The following is a 21493-nucleotide window of genomic DNA, read 5'->3' as shown; positions in this document are numbered from 1 at the left end:
CGGCCTTCTGCGTCCTCCCAAGCCGCACAGCCCGGTTCCAAGAAGGGGGTCACTCACTCACGTCACAGCGTGGTGACTGTGCAGCCCTTCTCGCGCATTCAAGGCCCGTGCCGCGCGAAGGTGCGTGCAGGTGCAAACGGAGGTGTGGTGCGTCCGGCCGCCATCGCCGGACCCTTCGGAGGTGATGCAGGCGGTCTTCTCCTCCTGCGCTTTGAGTGAACGCCGGTGCTGCGCGCTGCACGATCGGGGACCATGCAGCTGCCTGCGCGCAGCCCGGCCTGCAGCCGTCACCAGGAGGTGATGACCGAGCCTTCATACTTCTCGTCGATGAAGGTCTTCAGCTCGGGCGACTGATAGGCATCGACCAGCGCCTTGACCCACGGCTTGTCCTGATCGCCGTTCCGCACCACGATGATGTTGACATAGGGGCTGTCGGCCTTCTCGCTCGCGATCGCGTCGGTCTTCGGGTTCAGCCCCGAGGCCAGGGCGTAGTTGGTGTTGATCAGCGCCGCGTCCAGATCGGCGAGCGAGCGCGGCAACTGGGCGGCATCCAGCTCCTGGAACCGGATCCCCTTCGGGTTGCCGGTGACGTCAAGGACCGTCGGCGTCAGGCCCGTGCCCTCGGCCAGCGTGATCTGCCCCAGATCCTGCAGCACAAGGAGCGCCCGCCCGCCGTTTGTGGGATCGTTGGGGATGCCGACCAGGGCGCCCTCGGTCAGGTCGTCGAGGCTCGCGATCTTCGAGGAATAGACCCCCATCGGCGTGGTGATCGTGGTCGCGACCGGCACGAGATCGAAGCCGCGGTCCTTCACCTGGTTGTCGAGATAGGGCTTGTGCTGGAACGAGTTGGCCTGGATGTCGCCATCGGCCAGCGCCTGGTTCGGCACGACGTAGTCGGAGAATTCGATCACGTCGATGTCGAGCCCCTTCGGCGCGGCGATCCGGGCAACCTCCTCCATGATCTCGGCGTGCTCGCCCGGCGAGACGCCGACCTTGATCTCTTCGGCAAGTGCGCCACCGGCGAGCAGGGCGAGGAGGGAGGCGAGGGTGGTCATGCGCAGCATGGAAAGGTCCTTCCGGGATGAAATCAACTGCCGCGATTGCGCGGCGCGCGCCGGTCAACCGCGCGGGCGATGCCTTCGCCGACCGATTGCACGAGCTGGACGAGAACGACGAGGATGACCACCACCGCGGCCATGACCTCGGGCATGAAGCGCTGATAGCCGTAGCGGATGCCGAGATCGCCGAGCCCCTCGCCGCCGACCGCGCCGACCATCGCTGAATAGCCGATGAGGCTGACAAGCGCGAGCGTGAGGCCCAGCGTGATGCCGGGGAGCGCCTCGGGGATCAGCACCTTGCGGATGATCTGGAGCGGTGTGGCGCCCATCGCGCGGGCGGCCTCGATCAGGCCGCTGTCGACCTCGCGGATGGCGTTCTCGACCAGCCGGGCGATGAAGGGAATGGCTGCCACCGTCAGCGGCACGATCGCGGCGGTGGTGCCGATCGAGGTGCCGGCCAGCGCACGCGTGAAGGGGATGATCGCCACGACGAGGATGATGAAGGGCACCGAGCGGGTGGCGTTCACCACCAGCCCCAGCACCTTGTTCACCAGCGGCGCCGACAGCAGCTCGCCGCGCTGCGAGGTGGCGAGGAAAACGCCGAGCGGCAGGCCGAACGCCGTGCCGAGCCCGCCCGCCACCGCCACCATGTAAAGCGTCTGCAGCGTCGCCTCGACGAGGAGGGGGATCAGGTTAGCCCACATAGCCCAGCACCTCCGTCAGCAGCTGGTGGCGTTCGAGATAGGCCCGCGCCTCGGCCCCGCGCGCCGTCTCGACCGAGACGAGGAGATTGCCGAACGGATGCGGGCCGATCTCCTCGATCGCGCCCGCGAGGATGTTGACGGCGATCCCCAGCTCGCCCGTCAGCCGCGCCAGCATCGGGTCGGTCGCGTGGCGGCCGGCAAAGGTGATGCGGATCACCTCTTGCGAGGGGCCCTCGGGCGGGGCGGGATGCAGGCGGTTGGCCACGAAGGCGGGCAGGGTGACGCCGGTCACGCCCGACAGGAACGACCGCGTGGTGGGATGCGAGGGGCGCACGAAGACGTCATAGGTCGGCCCCGCCTCGACGATGCGGCCGCCGTCGATCACCGCCATGTGGCTCGCGATGTCGCGCAGCACGCCCATCTCGTGGGTGATGAGCAGGATCGTCAGCCCCAGCTCGCGGTTGATGTCGGCCAGCAGGCGCAGCACCGTGCGGGTGGTCTCGGGATCGAGCGCCGAGGTGGCTTCGTCCGACAGCAGCACCTTCGGCCCGGTGGCGAGCGCGCGCGCAATGCCGACGCGCTGCTTCTGCCCCCCCGACAGTTCGGCCGGATAGCGGTCGGCCAGCGCCTCCAACCCCACGCGGGCGATCAGATCCTCGACCCGCGGCCGGATCTCGGACTTCGGCCGGCCGGCGATCTCCAGCGGCAGCGCCACGTTGCCGAAGACCGTGCGCGAGGCGAGCAGGTTGAAGTGCTGGAAGATCATGCCGACCTCGCGGCGGATCTCGCGCAGCTCGGCGCCCCGCGCCGCGCCCACGTCGCGCCCGCCCACGAGCACCCGGCCCCCGGTGGGGCGTTCCAGCCCGTTGACCATGCGCAAGAGCGTGGACTTGCCCGCGCCCGAGCGGCCGATGATGCCGGTGATCGTGCCGGGCTCGACCGTCAGCGAGCAGTCCGCCAGAGCCATGACCGGCGCGCCGCCCTTCTGCGCGAAGGACTTCTCCACCCTGTCGAAGGTGATCGCCGCACCCTTTGCCTGTTCGTCGCGCATCCGGGCTCCTTGCTGCCCATGGTTTGGCCTCCCTGAATCCGCGATAGACCGGATCGGCGCACGGGGTGCAAGCCCCGGTACCCACCCGAGCACCGGTCCGGGCGGGACTTTCGCGCCGCCCGCGCCTTGTCCGGACTGGGCGGCGTTCCGGCAATGCGGCCTCCCGCGCGCCGTCGGTCCGCCACAGCCGGCTGCGATGGGAGAGCGTTCTTATTCTCGGCCTGGGACAAAATCCGAGGATGGCGAAGCGGGTGCCCGGCTTGCTGACCTGCGCTTGTTCGCGTGCGAGGGCCTCCGCGATTGCGGCGGCGTGGTGCCCCGTTGGTTCGGCGGCAAGCACCTCGGCGGCGACCGCTTCCGTCAGGTGCAGGATTCGCCGCGACCGCCGGGGCGAGCCTTGGGCGCGAGTCCTCAGGGAGAACTTGTGGAGGTGCGGGCGGGGTTGCCCGCCCGCACCCCTTGGTCAGCGGTCGCGGCGGCGGGTCTTGTCGCGCAGCACCTCGCGGACCATTCGGCCGAAGGCGCGGTCGCGGGCGTGCGCCTCGGCCAGCGTCTCGGAGTTGTGCCGGTCCTCGCGCCGGAGCTTTCCCCATCGGGCGAGGCGGCCGGGGTCAAGGCGACCCTCCGCCAGGGCCGCCTGAACGGCGCAGCCGGGCTCGGTTCTGTGGCTGCAGTCGGTGAAGCGGCAGGCGCGAGCCAGCGCGTCGATGTCGTCGAAGACCGCCGCGATGCCGCCCTCGGCATCGGTCAGGCGCAACTCGCGCATGCCGGGCGTGTCGATCAGCCACCCCCCGCCCGCGATGGGGTGCAGGTGACGGCCCGTCGTGGTGTGCCGCCCCTTGGCGTCGTCCTCGCGGATTGGCGCCGTCGCCTCCCCCGCGCCGGTGAGCGCGTTGGCGAGCGTGGTCTTTCCCACGCCCGACGAGCCCGCCAGCGCCACGGTCTGGCCTGGACGGCACCAGTCGGCGAGCGTGGTGCTTGCTTCGGGCGCGGTGGCGTCGACCAGCCGCACCGCGACCCGCCGGTCGACCGCCTCTGCCCGCTCGCGCCAGGTCTCGCGATCGGACACGAGGTCGGCCCTGGTCAGCAGGATCACCGGCTCGACCCCGGCCGAGCGGGCCAGTGCCAGGTAGCGCTCCAGCCGCGCCGGGTTGAAGTCGGCGTTGCAGGAGGTGACGATGAAAAGCGTGTCGACGTTCGCGGCGATCAGCTGCCGCGCCGCCCCGGTGCCCGCCGCGCGGCGGGAGAGGCAACTGCGCCGCTCAAGGAGCCGCAGCAGCCGCGCGCCATCGGCGAGCGCCCAGTCACCCACGGCGATCTCGCCGGTGGAAAGGCCGGGCGGCAAGATCAGCGACAGGGGACCGGCGGCCGAGAGCGCCTCGAGGCGGCTGCGGTGAACGGCTGCAATGCGGCAGGGGGTGGCGGCCAGTTCCTGAAGGTCGAGCTGGCGCAGGAAGTCGGAAGCCCAGCCGAGGTCGGCGAGCGTGAAGGATCGGGTCAAGGAGAAGCCCTCGCATGGACACTGAACGACAGGCGCCGGGGGCGCCGGTGAAGATCAGGGTCAGGGCGCGGCGGCGGGTGTCCCGCTCAGACGGCCCCGGCCCGGAGGGATGCAAGCTCTGACATGTCCTCTCCTCGGGCTGCGGTTGCGAAGGTCCTGCACGGAACGGTAAACCATCGCGGGCACCGTTCCAAGGCGGCGCGGGCGCGCGGCTGGCCGAGGGGGGCGGCCTGCGCCCGGAGGGCAACACCGCTCCCCGGGTCGGGAGCGCGCCCCGTGCCCCGGGATCCCGCGCCACCCCCTCAGGCCGCGCCGGCAGCCTTCCGCCGGCATCCGGCCTTCGCCTCCTCGGGCAGGAGCGCAGGGAACGTCGCGGCTTCGCAGCCGCCTGATGAGCCTGCGCTAAGAGCAACATTAGAATTCGCGAAGAATCCCGGACGTTCCGGATGTCGCCATTGGCGTGGCCGCAGGCGGCTGCTTCCCTGAGGCGGCAAGGCGTGCATGCCTGCAGCAACCGGATGGAGCACGACGATGCGTGACCTGAACGAACTGGAACTCGAGCAAGTCTACGGGGCCGGCGGCAACGGCCGCAAGCGGGCGAGGAAGAGGAAGCCGCGCCGCCGCAGCGGCAGCAACAGCGGTGCCTCCCGAAGCAACGGCAACAGCAACAGCTGATGAGGCACGTCTCCCTGGGGCCGGCTGCGGCTCCGGGGACCTGCTCAGGCGAGGTTTCATGCCCTTTGAATGCGCAGCATCCCCCTCGATCGATCCATCAGCCGCCCATGTGCGGGAAGAGCTCTGGCTGCTGGGGCAACCGCCGCTGACCGACTATCTGGAGGTCGTGGGGCGCGTTGCCGAGGGTGACATGCAGCGCCGCGCGGAGATCATCGACGGGTGGCGCCGGGCCAACGACCATCTCGCCGTCCTCGAAAGGACGGAGGCCGGGCTCGCCGACCGCATCCGCTGCCGCAGGCTGCCCAAGGAGATGCGGGCGCTGGCCTCGGACCTGCAGCAGCAAGCCTTCTATCGCCGCACCTTCGACAAGGTGCCGACGAGCATCGAGATGGTCGAACTGGACCGGATCGTCGTCAGCCAGCGCAGCGTCACCTTGCCCTTCGTGCAGGATCTGGCCGCGGGACTGGACCCCGGGCCGACGGACCCCGACCTGTTCCGCTTCTGTCAGCCGCTCGAGCGGCGCGACGCGGCCGTCGACTGCCGGCGTCTGGGACGCGGCCGCTTTGCGTTCCTGTCCGAGTCGACCGACCTGCGCCTGCACGAGACGATGCTCCTGCGTCCCGACCAGGTCGGCGACCTGGGAAGCCGTGGCCCGGTTGCGGGTGTGGTGGGGGTCGTGGTGGGGCACGGCTCGAACTTTCTCAGCGCGATCCGCTGGGGCAGGCGTCTCGTGCTGCACAACGGCTATCACCGCGCGACGGCATTGCGGATGGCGGGCATCACCCATGCGCCGGTCGTCATCCAGACGGTCAGCCGACGCGACGAGCTGGAGGTGGCGGCCGCCGCCCCGGTGGCCGAGGATCCCGCCTTCTACTTCCGTGCAAGCCGGCCGCCGATGCTGAAGGACTTCTTCGATCCCCGGACCAGCATCGTCCTGCCGGTGCGCCGCAAGCGCAGGATGATCGAGGTCAGCGTGACCGTCACCGAGGTCGATGTGGAAGACCTGTAGCGTGAGCCGCGCGCCGTCCCCCCTGTTCCGCCCCGAGGCGCTGGCCGAGCGGCAGCACGGCTGGCTTGGCACGGTCCTGCTCGTGCCGCGCCTGTCGCACAGTGTCCTGACGGCCTTCGCCGCGCTGATCGTCGGCGGCGTCATCGCCGTGATCGCCTTCGGCGAGTTCACGCGCAAGGTTCGGCTGCCGGGTTGGCTGGCGCCGCAGCAGGGCTTGCTGCAGGTGGTCACGCCACAGGCGGGCGTTCTGGTCCGCGTGGCGGTCGAGGAGGGGCAGGAGGTTGCGGCTGGCGACGTGCTGGCTGTCCTCTCCGGCGAGCGGCGCAGCGGCCTGGGCGAAACCCGGCAGGAGGTGCTGCGCTTCCTTCGGGAACACCGCGACATCCTTGTGGCAGAGCGTGACGACCAGCGCGCCCTGTTCGCGCGGCAGGCCGGTTCCCAGCAGGCGCGGCTGGCCGTGATCGACGCCGAGGCCCGGAGCCTCGAGGTGGAATTCGCGCTGCAGCGCAGGCGTCTCGCCCTGGCGGAGGCAACCGCGCTGCGGCTTCGCGACCTGCGCGGGCGGGGACTGTCAACCGAAGAAGGCGTGCAGAGAGCCGAGGATGCCGCCTTCGATCAGGCGCTCGCCCTGCAGGCGCTGGAACGCACCCGTGCTGGCGTCAATCGCGTCCGCGTCGAACTGGCCGCCGAGATCGCCGAGCTTCCGCTGCGCGAGCGGCTGCAACTGGCCGAGACCGGGCGCGCGATCGCGCAACTGGATCAGGACCTGGCCGAGGCCGAAGCGGCGCGCGAGACTCTGGTGACTGCGCCCCGGGCCGGCACCGTCACCGCGCTGCGGGCTGCCGCAGGTGATGCCGTCGACGGCTCGGCCGCGCTGATGACGCTCATCCCTGCCGGCACGGCGCTTCAGGCGCGTCTCTACGGACCCAGCCGCGACATCGGCTTCGTCGAGCCGGGGCAGCGCGTGCTGATCCGCTATGACGCCTTTCCGCACCAGACGTTCGGGCAATATGAAGGCCTTGTCCGGAACGTGTCGCGGGCGACCGTGGGGGCGGGCGAACTGGCCGAGGCGGCGGGGCCACTGGTCGAGCTCGGGGCTGCGGGCCAGCCGGTCTATCGCATCACCGTGGACCTTCAGGCGCAAGGCGCCTCGGCCTATGGCCGGATGGCGACGCTGCAGCCGGGAATGACGCTGCAGGCGGACATCCAGATCGAGACGCGGCGGCTGTGGCAGTGGATCGTCGATCCGCTTCGAACCCTGCGCGACGGGGATCGCGCATGAGCGTGACCGAGGGCCTGCAGTTCGGATGGAGGCGGAGGCTGCCGCTCATCCTCCAGACCGAGGCGGCGGAATGCGGGCTGGCATCGCTCGCGATGGTGGCAGGCTACTACCGGCGCTCGACCGACCCGGCCGAGCTGCGCCGCCGGTTCGGCTTTTCCCTGAAGGGCGCGACGCTGCGGGATGTGATCGCGGTCGCAGACCGCATCGGGCTGGCCTCGCGGCCGCTGCGGCTGGAGATGGACGAGCTGCACCTGCTGCGCACGCCCGCCGTCCTTCACTGGGACCTCAACCATTTCGTGGTTTTGAAGGCGGTCGGGCGCGGCGGCATCACCATCCACGATCCTGCCGACGGCATCCGCCGCCTGCCGATGGCCGAGGTATCGCGGCACTTCACCGGCGTCGCGCTGGAGCTTGTGCCCACCGGCGGTTTCGAGCCCGCCGCGGCGCCGCCCCGCATCCGCATCCGCGCGCTGCTGGGCCAGATCACCGGCCTCAGGCGGGCGCTCGGCCATCTGCTGCTTCTTGCGCTGGCCATCGAGATCTTCGCGCTGATCGCGCCGCTGTTCCTGAGCCTGACGATCGACAACGCCATTGTCTCGGCCGACCGCAGCCTGCTGACCACTCTGGCGCTGGCCTTCGGCCTTCTGCTGCTGTTGCAGACCGGGGTGACGGCGCTGCGGAGCTGGATGATGATCACGCTGGGCGCCTCGCTGAAGGTGCAGGCGCGCGCCAACCTGTTCAGCCACCTGCTCGACCTGCCGGCCAGCTATTTCGAGACGCGCCACGTCGCCGACGTGATGTCGCGCTTCGAGTCGCAGGACACGATATTGCAGGCGCTGACACGGGATCTGGTCGTGGCGATCCTCGACGGGCTGATGTGCGTCCTGACGCTGGTCCTGATGTTCGTGCTGGCGCCCGTGCTGGCGGCGGTCGCTTTGGCGGGGGCCGGGCTTTACGGTGCGCTGCGGTGGGCCGCCTATGCGCCCCTGCGGCAGGCCTCGGCCGAGGCGATTGCCTGGGAAGCCCGGCGCGACAGCCACTTCCTGGAAAGCCTGCGCGGCATGAAGACCGTCAAGCTGATGGGCGGGCAGGCCGACCGCCGCGCGCGCTGGCTGAACCTGCTGGTCGAGACGGTGAACCGGCAGCTGGTCACGCAGCGGCTCGACCTGCTGTTCAGGACGGCGAACCTGCTGCTGCTGGGCCTGCTGGGCATCGGCATCGTCTATCTCGCGGCGCGGATGATCCTTGCCAACAGCTTCTCGGTCGGGCTGCTGGTGGCCTTCCTTGCCTACAAGGACCTGTTCCTGCGCAGGATCAGCGGGTTGATCGACACGGTGGTGGATCTGCGGATGCTGGGCCTGCATGCCGAGCGGCTGGCCGACATCGCGTTGACGCCTCCCGAGCCGAGGGGCGATCCGCACCCGGTCGGCCCGGCAAGGCCGGTCGCGATCGAGCTTTGCAGCGTCTCGTTCCGCTACAGTCCGGGCGATCCCTTCGTGCTGCGCGACGTCAGCCTGCGCGTGGCGCCGGGCGAGTGGGTGTCGCTGGCCGGCCCGTCCGGCTGTGGCAAGACCACGCTTCTGAAGCTGATGGCGGGGCTGCTGGAGCCGACCGAAGGCACGATCCTGATCGACGGCACGCCGATGGCGCGGCTGGGCCTCGACCGCTGGCGCGGCATGATCGGCGTGGTGATGCAGGACGACACGCTGTTCGCCGGGTCGATTGCCGACAACATCGCCTTCTTCGTCCCGAACCCGGATCGGGACCGCATCGAGGACTGCGCGCGGCTTGCGGCGGTGCATGACGACATCCTGGCGATGCCGATGGGCTACGGCACGCTGATCGGGGACATGGGCACCGTGCTTTCCGGCGGACAGAAGCAGCGCATCCTGCTCGCCCGCGCGATCTATCGGGCGCCGGGCCTTCTGCTGCTGGACGAGGCGACGAGCCACCTGGACGTGGCGCGGGAAAGCGCGGTCAATGCGGCCCTTGCCCGGCTGGCCCCGACCCGTATCGTGGTCGCGCACCGCCCCGAGACGATCCGCGCTGCGCGCCGCGTCATCACCTTCGCCAACGGACGCATCCAGTCGGATCGGCCGCAGGAGACGCCCCAGACCCATGACGATCCGCCTGAAGATCATCAGCTTCCAGATCCTGGTCACGACCATGCTGCTCAGCGTGGCGGCGGTCACATGGTATTACGTCCACAGGATCGACTACTACTTCGACCGGAACCGGCTGGCCGGGGCGCAGCTGGACAGCGTGATCCGCATGTCGGCGGCGATGAACCGCTATTCCGAGAACGTGGCGGAACTGCTGCTGCTGGGGCGGACCGAACTGGATGACTTCAACGACGCGCGCAACAGCCTGGAAGGCAGCCTTGACCGGCTGGAACTGCTGATCCGCGACGAGATCGCCCTTCTGTCGGTTCCCGAGGACCGGGCGGCCGAAGAGGTCGAACTGGCCCGCGTCGCCGAGATGCGCTCGCTTTACGAAGACATCGACCGGCGCACCCAGCGGCTGCTTCTGCTGCGCGAGGAGCAGCGTCAGGACGAGGCGATCCGGATCTTCCGCGACGAGATCGAGGACAGTCTGGACACCACGCTCGAGGTGCACATCGGCGCCGCCATCGCCGACGAGGAAGCGGAGCTGCGGCGCTACGAGAGCCGGACCAACCGGCTGGAACGCGACCTGGAATGGATCATCAGCCTCGTGACCGCGGCGGCCTTTGCCGTGTCGGCCATCGGGGCCTTCCTGCTGGCGCGGTCGCTGAAACGCCCCATCGCGGCCCTGGAATCGGCCACCCGCGAGATCGGCGAGGGCAACCTCGCCTACCGGCTCGACTATCGCGGCCGCGACGAGTTCGCCAGCCTCGCCGCGCAGATCGACAATGCGGCCTCGCGGCTGGAAGCGCAGCGCGCCGCGCTGCTGGAGGTGCAGGCCGGGCTCGAGCACGAGGTGACGCGGCGGACGGGGCAGCTGGAAGAGGCCAACGCCCGTCTGCAGCAGCTCGACCACATGCGGATGCTGTTCCTGGCCGACATCGGCCACGAGTTGCGCACACCCCTGACCGTGCTGCGCGGCGAGGCCGAGATCGCGCTGCGGGGCGCGAGCCGCACCGTCGAGGAACATCGCGACACGCTGGGCAGGATCGTGCAGCTTTGCCAGCAGATGACCCGTCTGGTCGAGGACCTGCTGTTTCTGGCCCGCGCCGAGGTGGATGCGATCCGCTTCGACATGCAGCCGCTCGACCTCGACGACGTGCTGCAGATCGTGCTGTCGGAGGCGGGCGTTCTGGCCGGGGAAGCCGACGTGCGGATCGTGGCCGACCGCTCCCCGGGCGGCTGCCGGGCCAGGGGCGATGCCGGCCGTCTGTCGCAGGCCATGATGATCGCGCTGGACAACGCGATCAAGTATGCCGACCCGGGCGCGACGGTGCGGGTGTCGCTGTCCTGCACCGAGCGCGGCGCGGTTTTCGTGGTCAGCAACCCCGGCCCCGAGATCCCCGCGGCCGAACTGCCCTTCGTGTTCAGCCGGTTCTACCGCGCACGCCAGGCGGCAGGCCATGGCCGGTCGGGGACGGGGCTGGGGCTTTCGATCGCGAAATGGATCGTCGAGGGGCACGGCGGCCGCATCGAGATCGCCAGCGCCGATCACCAGACCGAATTGCGCATCCACCTTCCCCTGCTGTCCTGAGGCACCCGATGGCCAAGATCCTGCTCGTCGAAGACGATCCGCGCATCGCCAACTTCGTCACGCGCGGCCTGAAGGCGGAAGGGCACGCGCTCGACGTCGCCGCGACCGGCCAGGGCGCGATGACCATGATGCGCACGGCAGGCTATGCGCTGGTCATCCTGGACCGCATGCTGCCCGACTTCGACGGGGTGACGATCTGCCGTCAGATGCGCAGCGAGAACATCGGCTCCCGCGTGCTGATGCTGACCGCCCGCGACGCGCTGGGAGACAAGATCGAAGGGCTGAACGCCGGAGCCGACGATTACCTGACGAAGCCCTTCGCCTTCGACGAGCTGGTGGCCCGGATCGAGGCTCTGCTTCGTCGGGCGCCGGTGACCCGGTTCGATCCGGTGCTGCAGGTGGCCGATCTGGTGCTGGATCCGACCACGCGGCAGGTGACCCGCGGCGGGCGCGCGATCGCGTTGACGCCCAAGGAATTCGGCCTGCTGCGCTACCTGATGGAGCACAGCGGCGCGGTGCTCAGCCGCACGCAGATCCTGAACAACAACTGGGGCTACGGTTTCGATCCGAACTCCAATGTGGTCGAGGTCTACGTCCGCTACCTGCGCACCAAGATCGACGGCGTGGACGAGAAACCCCTGATCCACACCGTCCGCGGGGCCGGCTACCGCCTCGGGACCTGAATTGGCGGCGGAAGCGCCGGCCACCACGACCCTCCGCGGGATCGGGAGGTCAGGCCGGCGCGGCAGGGCGGGACAGGCGAGGCACCGTCCGCGGCAGAAGGCCGTGCGCCCCGCCTGCCGTCCCGAGCGCCATCGCAGGGGCAGGTCTCGCCCCGGCGGCATGCGATTGCCACGGCAACACTCTGCCTTCCGCTGGTTCCCGGGTTGTCGGCCGCGCCGGCATGGTCGGGGGAAGGAGGCATGACACCCGCGCCGCGCGGGCGTCACGGATCGCCCGATTCAGCCCCTTGCCCGGGCGGTCCCTCGCCCGGTCGGCGGCCTGCGGCGCAGGGTCGCGCCGGCCCCGGGTCACGCCGCACCGAAGAAGTCAAGAAACGTTCCCCTTTTCGACCCGACGCCGCAGCGTCAAGCTTGAGAATCTTCCTTGCAAACGGTTTCACAACGGCATTTGATCCGCCCGAGGTGCCGCTCATTCGCAAGAAGGCGGCTCTTCCAACATGATGGAGGTTCACCCATGAAATTCGCGCATCTTGTGGCCGCTTCGTCGCTGGCCCTGATCGCCGCTGCCGGGGCCAATGCAAAGACGCTGGTCTATTGCTCGGAAGGCTCGCCCGAGGGCTTCGACCCCGCGCCCTACACCGCCGGCACCACCTTCGACGCCGCCTCGCAGGCGGTCTACAACCAGCTCGTCGAGTTCAAGCCCGGCACGACCGAGATCGCCCCCGCGCTGGCCGAGCGCTACGAGATCTCCGAGGACGGTCTGGAATACACCTTCCACCTGCGTCCGGGCGTGAAGTTCCACACGACCGAGTTCTTCACGCCGACGCGTGACATGAACGCCGACGACGTGATCTTCTCGTTCATGCGCCAGGGCGACACCGCGAGCCCGTGGCACCAGTATGTGGCCGGGATCACCTACGAATACTATAGCGGCATGGAAATGCCCACGGTGATCAAGGAAATCCAGAAGGTCGACGACCTGACGGTGAAGTTCGTGCTGACCCGCCCCGAGGCGCCGTTCCTGGCCAACCTCGCGATGGACTTCGCGTCGATCCTGTCGAAGGAATATGCCGACAAGCTCGAGGCCGAGAACCGCAAGGAAGACCTGAACAATGCCCCCGTCGGCACCGGCCCGTTCCGGTTCGTGGCCTACCAGAAGGACGCGGTGATCCGCTATCAGGCCAATGACGACTACTGGGGCGGCCGCGAGAAGATCGACGACCTGATCTTCGCGATCACCCCCGACCCGGCCGTGCGGATGCAGAAGCTGCAGGCTGGCGAATGCCACATCATGCCCTATCCGGCGCCTGCCGACATCGAGGCGCTGAAGGCCGATCCGAACCTGCAGGTGATGGAACAGCCGGGCCTGAACGTGGCCTATCTCGCCTACAACACCACCGTGGCGCCCTTCGACAACCCGGACGTGCGCAAGGCGCTGAACATGGCGATGAACAAGGAGGCCATCCTCGAGGCGGTCTTCCAGGGCACGGGGCAGGTGGCCAAGAACCCGATCCCGCCGACCATGTGGAGCTACAACGACGCGGTCGAGGATACCGCCTATGATCCCGAAGCCGCGAAGAAGCTGCTCGAGGAAGCGGGCGTGAAGGATCTCACCATGGAGATCTGGGCGATGCCGGTGCAGCGCCCCTACATGCCGAACGCCCGCCGCACCGCGGAACTGATGCAGGAAGACTTCGCCAAGATCGGCGTCAACGTCGAGATCGTTTCCTACGAGTGGGGCGAGTATCTGAAGAAGTCCACCGACCCGTCGCGCAAGGGCGCGGTGATCCTCGGCTGGACCGGCGACAACGGCGACCCGGACAACTTCATGGGCGTGCTTCTGGGCTGCTCGGCCACCGGCGACGGCGGCGCGAACCGCGCCCAGTGGTGCAACAAGGAGTTCGACGACCTGATCCAGAAGGCGAAGGTCACCGCCGACCAGGCCGAGCGCGCGAAGCTCTACGAAGAGGCGCAGCTGGTCTTCAAGCGCGAGAACCCCTGGGCCACCATCGCCCATTCGACGGTCTTCATGCCGATGTCGAAGAAGGTCTCGGGCTACGTGATGAACCCGCTGGGCAAGCACAGCTTCGCGGGCGTCGATATCGCCGAGTAAAACGGCTAGAGTAACGGGCAGGCGCGTCGGGAGCATCCCGGCGCGCCTCTCATCATTCAGGTTCAAGATGATCAGATTCCTTCTCGGCAAGCTTGCCTATCTGGTTCCGACCTTCATCGGCATCACCATCGTGGCCTTCGGCTTCGTCAGGCTTCTGCCGGGCGATCCGGTGCTGCTTCTGGCAGGCGAGCGCGGCATCACGCCCGAGCGCCATGCCGAGCTGTCGCACCAGCTGGGCTTCGACCGGCCGATCTGGGTCCAGTATTTCGAGTTCGTGGGCAACCTGTTCCAGGGCGACTTCGGCCTGTCGCTGACCACGAAGAAGCCGGTGCTGACCGAGTTCCTGACGCTTTTCCCGGCGACGGTGGAGCTTGGCCTCGTCGCGGTGACGCTCGCGACGGTGATCGGCATTCCGCTCGGCGTCTTCGCGGCGATCAAGCGGGGCAGCTGGTTCGACCAGGTCTCTATGGGGGCTGCGCTTGTCGGCTACTCGATGCCGATCTTCTGGTGGGGGCTTCTGCTCATCATCCTGTTCTCGGGAATCCTGAAGTGGACGCCGGTCTCGGGGCGGATCGACCTGCTGTATTTCTTCCCGAACGGCACCGGGTTCATGCTCTATGACTCGCTGGTCTCGGGGCAGAAGGGAGCGTTCCTGTCCGCGGTGCGCCACCTGATCCTGCCCGCCATCGTGCTGGCCACGATCCCGATGGCGGTGATCGCGCGGCAGTCACGATCGGCCATGCTCGAGGTGCTGGGCGAGGATTACGTCCGCACCGCCCGCGCCAAGGGGATGAGCCCGTTCCGCGTCGTCAGCGTGCACGCGCTGCGCAACGCGCTGATCCCGGTGGTCACGACCATCGGCCTGCAGGTCGGCGTGGTGATGGCGGGCGCGATCCTGACCGAGACGATCTTTTCCTGGCCCGGCATCGGCAAGTGGATGATCGATTCCATCTCGCGCCGCGATTACCCGTCGGTGCAGGGCGGGCTTCTGCTGATGGCCGCCGTGGTCATGGTGGTGAACCTGATCGTCGATCTGCTTTACGGGGTGATCAATCCCCGCATCCGTCATGCGTGAGGGTTCCATGACCGTCGCAACCCCGAAGACCTCGGAAACCAGCCGCATCCTGCGCGAGTTCTGGTTCTACTTCTCGGAAAACCGCGGCGCGGTGATTGGCCTCGCCGTCTTCCTCGCGCTGGTGCTCATCGCGACCTTCGCGCCGCTGATCGCGCCCCACGGACCCACGCTGCAGAACCGCGAGGCGCTGCTGATGCCGCCGTTCTGGCAGGAGGGCGGCAGCACGACCTACCTTCTCGGCACCGATGCGGTCGGGCGGGACATCCTCTCTCGGCTGATCTTCGGCGCGCGACAGTCGCTGTTCATCGGCTGCGTCGTGGTCTCCATCGCCTTGACCGGGGGGATCATCCTCGGCCTCGTCGCGGGCTTCTTCGGCGGCTGGGTGGATGCCGTCATCATGCGGGTGATGGACGTGATCCTCGCCTTTCCGTCGCTGCTGCTGGCGCTGGTGATGGTGGCGATCCTTGGGCCGGGGCTGACCAATGCGATGATCGCCATCGCCATCGTGCTGCAGCCCCACTTCGCCCGGCTCACGCGCGCGGCGGTCATGTCCGAGAAGAACCGCGAATACGTCATGGCCGCGCGGGTGGCCGGGGCAGGGCGGCTGCGGCTGATGTTCCGCACCATCCTGCCGAACTGCCTCGCTCCGCTGATCGTGCAGGGCACGCTTTCGTTCTCGAACGCGGTGCTCGACGCGGCGGCGCTCGGCTTCCTCGGCATGGGGGCGCAGCCGCCGACGCCGGAATGGGGCACCATGCTCGCCGAGGCGCGCGAATTCATCCTGCGGGCCTGGTGGGTGGTGACCTTCCCGGGCCTCGCCATCCTGATCACGGTGCTGGCGATCAACCTCGTCGGCGACGGTCTGCGCGACGCGCTCGACCCCAAGCTGAAGCGGAGCTGACATGGCGCTTCTCGAAATCCGCAACCTCTCGGTCAGTTTCGCCACCTCGACCGGCCGCTTCTATGCGGTCAGGGGGATCGACCTCCACGTGCATCCGCGCGAGGTTCTGGCCATCGTCGGCGAAAGCGGCTCGGGCAAGTCGGTAGCGATGCTCGCCGCAATGGGCCTCCTGCCGAAGACCGCCACCATTGAGGCCGACGTGATGCGCTTCGACGGGCAGGACCTGCTGACCATGTCCGACGCCGCCCGGCGCGAGATCATCGGGCGCGACATCTCGATGATCTTCCAGGAGCCGATCGCCTCGCTGAACCCCTGCTTCACGGTGGGCTTCCAGATCGAGGAAGTGCTGCGCTTCCACCTGAACCTCGGCGCCCGCGAACGTCGCGCCCGGGCAGTCGAGCTGTTCCGCGCGGTCGGCATCCCCGACCCCGAGGCTCGGCTGGAAAGCTACCCGCACCAGATGTCGGGTGGGCAGTGCCAGCGGGTGATGATCGCCATGGCGATCGCCTGCAAGCCGAAGCTGCTGATCGCGGACGAGCCGACCACCGCGCTCGACGTGACGATCCAGAAGCAGATCCTCGACCTGCTGATGAAGCTGCAGGAAGAGACCGGCATGGGGATGATCATGATCACCCACGACATGGGCGTGGTGGCCGAGACCGCCGACCGCGTGGTGGTGATGTACAAGGGCTGCAAGATGGAGGAGGCCGGCGTGTGCGACATCTTCGAGGCGCCTTCGCATCCCTACACGCGAGCTCTGCTCTCCGCGCTGCCCGAGCTCGCGACCGGTGACCGGCTGCCGACCGTCGCGGATTACGTCGATGCCGAAGCCACTGCAGGAGGCGCATGATGGCTCCCGTTCTCGAGGCCAGGAACATCGTCCGTGACTATGCCGGCTCTGGCGGGATGTTCCGGCGCACGCAGCCGATGCGGGCGCTCAAGGGCGTCAGCTTCTCGGTCGAGCAGGGCCGGACGCTCGCGGTGGTGGGCGAAAGCGGCTGCGGCAAGTCCACGCTGGCGCGGATCATCACGCTGATCGATCCCGCGACCGAGGGCGAACTGCTCATCGACGGCGAGGCCATCGACATCGCGAAGCAGGGCCTGCCGCCGGGCCTGCGCCGCAAGGTGCAGATCGTGTTCCAGAACCCCTACGGCTCGCTCAACCCCCGCCAGAAGGTCGGCGACATGCTGATGGAGCCGCTGATCCTGAACACGAAGGACAGCGCCGAGGAGCGCCGCGAGAAGGCGATGGCGATGCTGGTGAAGGTGGGCCTGGCGCCCGAGCACTTCCACCGCTACCCGCACATGTTCTCGGGCGGGCAGCGCCAGCGCCTGGCCATCGCGCGGGCGCTGATGGTGAACCCGCGGCTTCTGGTGCTGGATGAGCCGGTTTCGGCGCTCGACCTCTCGGTGCAGGCGCAGGTGCTGAACCTGCTCGCCGACCTGCAGGAGGAGTTCGACCTGACCTATGTCTTCATCAGCCACGACCTGTCGGTCGTGCGCTACATCGCCGACGAGGTGATGGTGATGTGGAAGGGCGAGGTGGTGGAATACGGCACGCGCGACGCGGTGTTCGGCGCGCCGCAGCACGACTACACGCGGACGCTGTTCGCCGCGACGCCGGTGACCGATGTCGCGGCGATCCGCGCCCGCGTGGCGCGGCGGCGCGCGGCGGGCATCGGCGCCCCGGCCGCCTGACCTTCGGCCGGGGGTGGTATCCGACTACTACCCCCGGGCCCCGGCAGGGCGGCACACTTTCCGGCACCGGCACAGGAGGAACCATGGCCAAGGCGATCCACAGCATGATCCGCGTCCTCGACGAGGCGCGCTCGCTCGCGTTCTACCGCGAGGCCTTCGGCCTTGAGGTGGCCGAGCGGCTGGATTTCGACAGCTTCACCCTCGCCTACCTCTCGAACCCCGAAAGCGAGTTTGAGCTGGAGCTGACCATCAACAAGGGCCGGACCGACCCCTATGCCCTGGGCGATGGCTATGGCCATCTTGCGGTTTCGGTCGCCGATGTCGCAGCCGAACATGCCCGGATGACGGATGCCGGGCTCAACCCGCGGAAAATCGTGGACTTCGCCCCGGCCGGCGAGGTGATCGCCCGGTTCTTTTTCATCGCGGATCCCGACGGATACCAGATAGAAGTGTTGGAGCGCGGGGGCCGCTACAAGTAAGGTTCCCCCGGCACCGGGCCTGGACCTCACAAGGGACTCGGGCCGATGAAACTGACAAGGGGGTATCATGCGAGATCGCATGGGAGTGGCCGTGCCGGCGGCGCTGGCGGTGGTCGCGGCAGGGGGCGTGGGCTTCGGCGCCTACATGCTGAACGAGCGGAACTCGGCGCTGGACCAGCTCGGCCATCAGGCCGAACTGACCGGCTCGATCGCCACGCTGGAAACCGAGGTTGCGGGACTGACCGCCCGGTCGAAGGAGGCCGAGGAGGCGCTGGCGGCGCTGCAGTCGCAGATCGACGCGGCCGAGGCCGAGCTGCTGGCGGTCCGGACCGAGCATGACCGGCTGGCGGCGGAAGTCGGCCCGATGCGCGAGGAGATCTCGACCTTCGACACCCGCCGTGCCGATGCCGAGAAGGGGGCCGCCGAGGCGACCGCCGGATTCGACGCTGCCACGGCCCGGCTGAAGGAACTGACGGCACGCGAGGATACGCTGCGCGCCACGGTCACGGAGCTTGCCGCGCGGGTTCAGGATCTCGACAAGCGGATGGAGGGCCTGCGCGCCGAGAGCGGACAGCTCGTCGCCGCGGCGCAATCGGCCGAGAAGCAGCGCACCGACCTGCAGGGCATGGTGGAACTGCTGGCCCAGGTGCTCGCCTCGCGCAGCAAGGAGCTGCTCGAGCTTGAGCAGAGGATTGGCGCGCAGAAGCTGACCGCCCCGACCGAGGGACCGGAGCCGGCCCCGGCGGCCGAGGCCGAGGCGCCGCAGGCCGGGGTTGCCGGCGCGGGCTCCGCCCAGCCGGCGGCCGAGGCGGAATCTGCCGCACCGGAAACCGCCGCCGCCGCGCCGGAGACGCCGGCCGAGGCGGAAGCCGTCGCGGCGGAAGAACCGCAGGCGGAGGATGCTGACCAGCCGGCAGCCGCAGCCGAGGGCGAAGCCGCCGCCGAAGAGCCGGCCACGCCGCCGCAACCGGAAGGCACGGGCAGCGAGCCTGCTGCTGCGGAACCGGAAGCGCCGGCCGCCGATGGCGAAGCCGCCGCCGAAGAACCGGCCGCGCCGCCGCAACCGGAAGGAACGGGCAGCGAGCCTGCCGCCGAGCCCGCCGCGCAGGAGTCCCCGCCGGCCGCGACCGAAGCGCCAGCAGCCCCCGCAGCGGCAGCCGCAGCCATTGAACCCGGCGCCTATTCCATCGGTCCGCTCGAGGTGACCTTCGCCGCCAACGGTCGCTTCACCATGCGCAACACCGAGCTTGGCACCGACGTGCGCGGCCGCTGGAGGATCGAGGATGACCAGCTGACCCTGCGGGAACCGAAGGGCGTCAGCACCTCCACCAGCTTCCCGATGGTCTGCCGCATCGCCTCCGGCGACGCCGGGACCACGCTCGAGAAGGCGGAAAAGGGTGCCTGTCCGATCGCGGGCCTGACCGTCACCCGGCGCTGACCGGCAGATGCAGCGTGACGCGGAGCCCCGGTTCCGCGTCCGCAAGCTCCACCCGGCCGCCGTGCAGGCGCAGCACGGCCGCGACGAGGCTGAGGCCGAGGCCGCTGCCCTCGGTGTTGCGGCTGCGCTCCAGCCGGTAGAAGCGGCGGAACACGGCGGCCCGCTCGGCTTCGGGGATGCCGGGGCCGTTGTCGGTCACCGTCAGCACCGCCTCGGCGCCTTCCCGGCGGACGGCCAGCGCGATCCGCGCCGGCGGCGGGCAGTGGCGGAAGGCGTTCTCGACAAGGTTCGCGATCGCCTGCGCCAGCAGGTCGCGGTCGCCCTGCACCGTCACCGGCCCGGCCTCGACGGCAAGGTGATGGCCCAGTTCCTCGGCCACCGGCTCCAGCATCTCGTGCAGGTCTGACGCGAGCTGGCCGAGGTCGAGGCTGGCAAAGCGGGGACGTGCGCCGCCGCCCTCGATCTGGGCGATCCGCAGCACGGCGTTGAAGATCCGCACGATCCGGTCGGCCTGCGCCACCGCCGAGCCGATCTGCCCCAGTGCGTCCTCGGGCAGATCCTCGCGCAGCATCAGCGGCTCAAGGCTGGTGCGCAGCCGCGTGATCGGGGTGCGCAGGTCGTGTGCCACGTCCGAGGAGACCTGGCGCAGGCTCTCGACCGTCAGTTCCAGCTGGTCGAGCGTCGCGTTGACCGCCTCGGCGATGCGGCCGATGTCGTCCGTGCCGCCATCGCGCACGCGCTGGGACAGATCGCCCCCCGCGGCCCGTGTCAGCACGTCCGACAGCCGCGCGATCCGCCTCTCGGCCCGAAGCGCGAGGAACCCCGCCACGCCCACGGCCAGCAGGATCGCCAGCGCCAGCCCCGACGCCACGGAGCGCCGCACGATGGCCTGCACCTCGTCCAGCGCCGAGGTCTGCCGCGCCGTGATGACGAAGCCCGCGGGGATGCGCAGGCCATAGGCCGAGAAGCCCAGCCCCTCGGGCGCATTGCGCCCCGGCAGGATCATGTCGCGCCCCGACACGAGTTCGCGCGGGCCCGTGAAGGGGCGCGGCACGTTGAAGTTGCCGAAGACGATCCGGCCCGAATTGTCGATGAACAGGTAGAGGTTGGCGAAGTCTCGGGTGGTGGCGATGTTGGTCGCGATCTGGGCATGCAGGTCCACGAGGCCCGCCACCTGCCACGTGGCCGCCAGCGACTCGGCCATCTGCCGGGCGTCGGCGCGCAGCCGCTCCTTCAGCGCGCCGGTCAGCAGCGGCACCGAGACCAGCCCGGCGAGCAGCGTCGCGACGATGAAGATCAGCGCCAGCCGCGCCGCCAGCCGCAGCGACGACGACCGCAGAACCCGCGTGGCCAGCGCCTCCGTCATGCCTTCAGCATGTAGCCCGCGCCGCGCACGGTGTGCAGCAGCGGCTTGTCGAACGGGCGGTCGATCTTGGCGCGCAGCCGGCTGATGTGGGTCTCGACGACGCTGGTGCCGGGATCGAAGTGGAAATCCCACACCGCCTCGAGCAGCATGGTCCGGGTCTGGACCCGGCCGGCGGCGCGCATCAGATGCTCGAGCAGCCGGAACTCGCGCGGCTGCAGGTCGATCTCGGTCCCGCCGCGGGTTACCGTCCGGCGCACCGTGTCGAGCGTCAGGTCGCCCACCCGCAGCAGGTCACGCGCGCCCTCGTGCAACGCCGGGCGCCGCGCCAGCGCGCTCAGCCGTGCCGAGAGTTCCGAGAAGGCGAAGGGCTTCACGAGGTAGTCGTCCGCGCCGGCCTGAAGCCCTTCGACCCGGTCGGTCACGCCGCCCATCGCCGTCAGTATCAGGATCGGCGCCTTGACCTGTGCGCTGCGCAGCGCCTTGACCAGCGACAGCCCGTCGAGCCCGGGCATCATCCGGTCGATCACCATCAGGTCATAGGGCTGCAGCGTCGCCTGCACCAGCGCCTCGCGCCCGTCGGGAACGTGATCGACGCTGTAGCCCTCGGCCGTCAGGCCCTGGCGCAGGTAATCCGCGGTCTGGCGATCGTCTTCGGCAAGCAGGATCTTCATGGCACCTCCCCGGTGCAGCCTCGCAGGCGCGCCTTGCCGCAACCTTTCCGCAACCTCACGGTTCGGTAAGGTGCGCCCGGCGCGGCTCCCGCA

General features: G+C 69.2%; 19 protein-coding genes. 13 read left to right on the top strand and 6 right to left on the bottom strand.

Annotated features, from left to right (window positions below; all coding sequences use genetic code 11):
• Positions 1-287: 287 nt before the first annotated feature.
• From CK951_RS16740 to rsgA, 4 genes are all read right to left on the bottom strand, one after another.
• The gene (locus CK951_RS16740; protein ID WP_096787408.1) at positions 288-1064 is read right to left on the bottom strand and encodes a MetQ/NlpA family ABC transporter substrate-binding protein; all 777 of its coding nucleotides are present in this window, start codon (positions 1062-1064) and stop codon (positions 288-290) included.
• Between the two features lie 23 nt (positions 1065-1087).
• Positions 1088-1762, bottom strand: a complete 675-nt coding sequence (locus CK951_RS16735; protein ID WP_096787407.1) for a methionine ABC transporter permease — start codon at positions 1760-1762, stop codon at positions 1088-1090.
• Positions 1752-2813 (bottom strand): methionine ABC transporter ATP-binding protein, encoded by a 1062-nt coding sequence (locus CK951_RS16730; RefSeq protein WP_096787406.1) that lies wholly within the window; start codon positions 2811-2813, stop codon positions 1752-1754. Before CK951_RS16730 ends, CK951_RS16735 begins: the two co-directional genes overlap by 11 nt.
• Positions 2814-3276: 463 nt before the next feature.
• On the bottom strand, positions 3277-4314 hold the full coding sequence (gene rsgA, locus CK951_RS16720; protein WP_096787405.1) for a ribosome small subunit-dependent GTPase A: 1038 nt from the start codon (positions 4312-4314) through the stop codon (positions 3277-3279).
• A gap of 531 nt (positions 4315-4845) precedes the next feature.
• Between rsgA and CK951_RS21130 the strand changes: the two genes are divergently transcribed.
• The 13 genes from CK951_RS21130 to CK951_RS16660 all read left to right on the top strand — a co-directional run bounded on the left by CK951_RS21130 (position 4846) and on the right by CK951_RS16660 (position 19363).
• Positions 4846-4989, top strand: coding sequence for a hypothetical protein (locus CK951_RS21130; protein WP_157764609.1), 144 nt, complete (start codon positions 4846-4848; stop codon positions 4987-4989).
• 58 nt (positions 4990-5047) lie between these two features.
• Entirely contained in the window at positions 5048-5998 is a 951-nt protein-coding gene (locus tag CK951_RS16715) for a hypothetical protein (protein ID WP_096787404.1), read from the top strand.
• Position 5999: 1 nt separating this feature from the next.
• On the top strand, positions 6000-7280 hold the full coding sequence (locus tag CK951_RS16710; RefSeq protein ID WP_198402493.1) for an HlyD family secretion protein: 1281 nt from the start codon (positions 6000-6002) through the stop codon (positions 7278-7280).
• Entirely contained in the window at positions 7277-9625 is a 2349-nt protein-coding gene (locus tag CK951_RS21715) for a peptidase domain-containing ABC transporter (RefSeq protein WP_096787402.1), read from the top strand. Before CK951_RS16710 ends, CK951_RS21715 begins: the two co-directional genes overlap by 4 nt.
• Complete coding sequence (locus CK951_RS16700; protein WP_332461076.1) at positions 9552-10976, top strand: ATP-binding protein; 1425 nt, start codon at positions 9552-9554, stop codon at positions 10974-10976. Before CK951_RS21715 ends, CK951_RS16700 begins: the two co-directional genes overlap by 74 nt.
• An 8-nt stretch (positions 10977-10984) precedes the next feature.
• Positions 10985-11659, top strand: a complete 675-nt coding sequence (locus tag CK951_RS16695; protein WP_096787400.1) for a response regulator transcription factor — start codon at positions 10985-10987, stop codon at positions 11657-11659.
• Between the two features lie 514 nt (positions 11660-12173).
• Complete coding sequence (locus tag CK951_RS16690; RefSeq protein WP_096787399.1) at positions 12174-13772, top strand: ABC transporter substrate-binding protein; 1599 nt, start codon at positions 12174-12176, stop codon at positions 13770-13772.
• Between the two features lie 67 nt (positions 13773-13839).
• A complete protein-coding gene (locus CK951_RS16685) occupies positions 13840-14847 on the top strand; it encodes an ABC transporter permease subunit (RefSeq protein ID WP_096787398.1) in 1008 nt (335 codons plus the stop codon).
• Positions 14848-14854: 7 nt separating this feature from the next.
• Positions 14855-15748: an ABC transporter permease subunit gene (locus CK951_RS16680; RefSeq protein WP_096787397.1), complete on the top strand. Its 894-nt coding sequence runs from the start codon at positions 14855-14857 to the stop codon at positions 15746-15748.
• A gap of 1 nt (position 15749) precedes the next feature.
• Complete coding sequence (locus CK951_RS16675; protein ID WP_096787396.1) at positions 15750-16598, top strand: ABC transporter ATP-binding protein; 849 nt, start codon at positions 15750-15752, stop codon at positions 16596-16598.
• Positions 16598-17446, top strand: a complete 849-nt coding sequence (locus CK951_RS16670) for an ATP-binding cassette domain-containing protein (protein WP_096787395.1) — start codon at positions 16598-16600, stop codon at positions 17444-17446. The genes CK951_RS16675 and CK951_RS16670 overlap by 1 nt, the downstream gene beginning before the upstream one ends.
• Before the next feature lie 83 nt (positions 17447-17529).
• Positions 17530-17925, top strand: coding sequence for a VOC family protein (locus CK951_RS16665; RefSeq protein WP_096787394.1), 396 nt, complete (start codon positions 17530-17532; stop codon positions 17923-17925).
• A 67-nt stretch (positions 17926-17992) separates the two neighbouring features.
• Positions 17993-19363: a hypothetical protein gene (locus CK951_RS16660; protein ID WP_096787393.1), complete on the top strand. Its 1371-nt coding sequence runs from the start codon at positions 17993-17995 to the stop codon at positions 19361-19363.
• Here CK951_RS16660 and CK951_RS16655 read toward each other — a convergent pair.
• Positions 19350-20729 (bottom strand): ATP-binding protein, encoded by a 1380-nt coding sequence (locus CK951_RS16655; protein ID WP_096787392.1) that lies wholly within the window; start codon positions 20727-20729, stop codon positions 19350-19352. The two genes, CK951_RS16660 and CK951_RS16655, sit on opposite strands and share 14 nt — an antisense overlap.
• Complete coding sequence (locus CK951_RS16650; protein ID WP_096787391.1) at positions 20726-21400, bottom strand: response regulator transcription factor; 675 nt, start codon at positions 21398-21400, stop codon at positions 20726-20728. The genes CK951_RS16655 and CK951_RS16650 overlap by 4 nt, the downstream gene beginning before the upstream one ends.
• Positions 21401-21493: the final 93 nt, after the last annotated feature.

The sequence above is a fragment of the Rhodobacter sp. CZR27 genome, from assembly GCF_002407205.1.
Classification (GTDB): Bacteria; Pseudomonadota; Alphaproteobacteria; order Rhodobacterales; family Rhodobacteraceae; genus Cereibacter_A.
The sequence above is the reverse complement of the archived record's forward strand: the minus strand, read 5'-3'. Positions and strand labels throughout refer to the sequence as shown.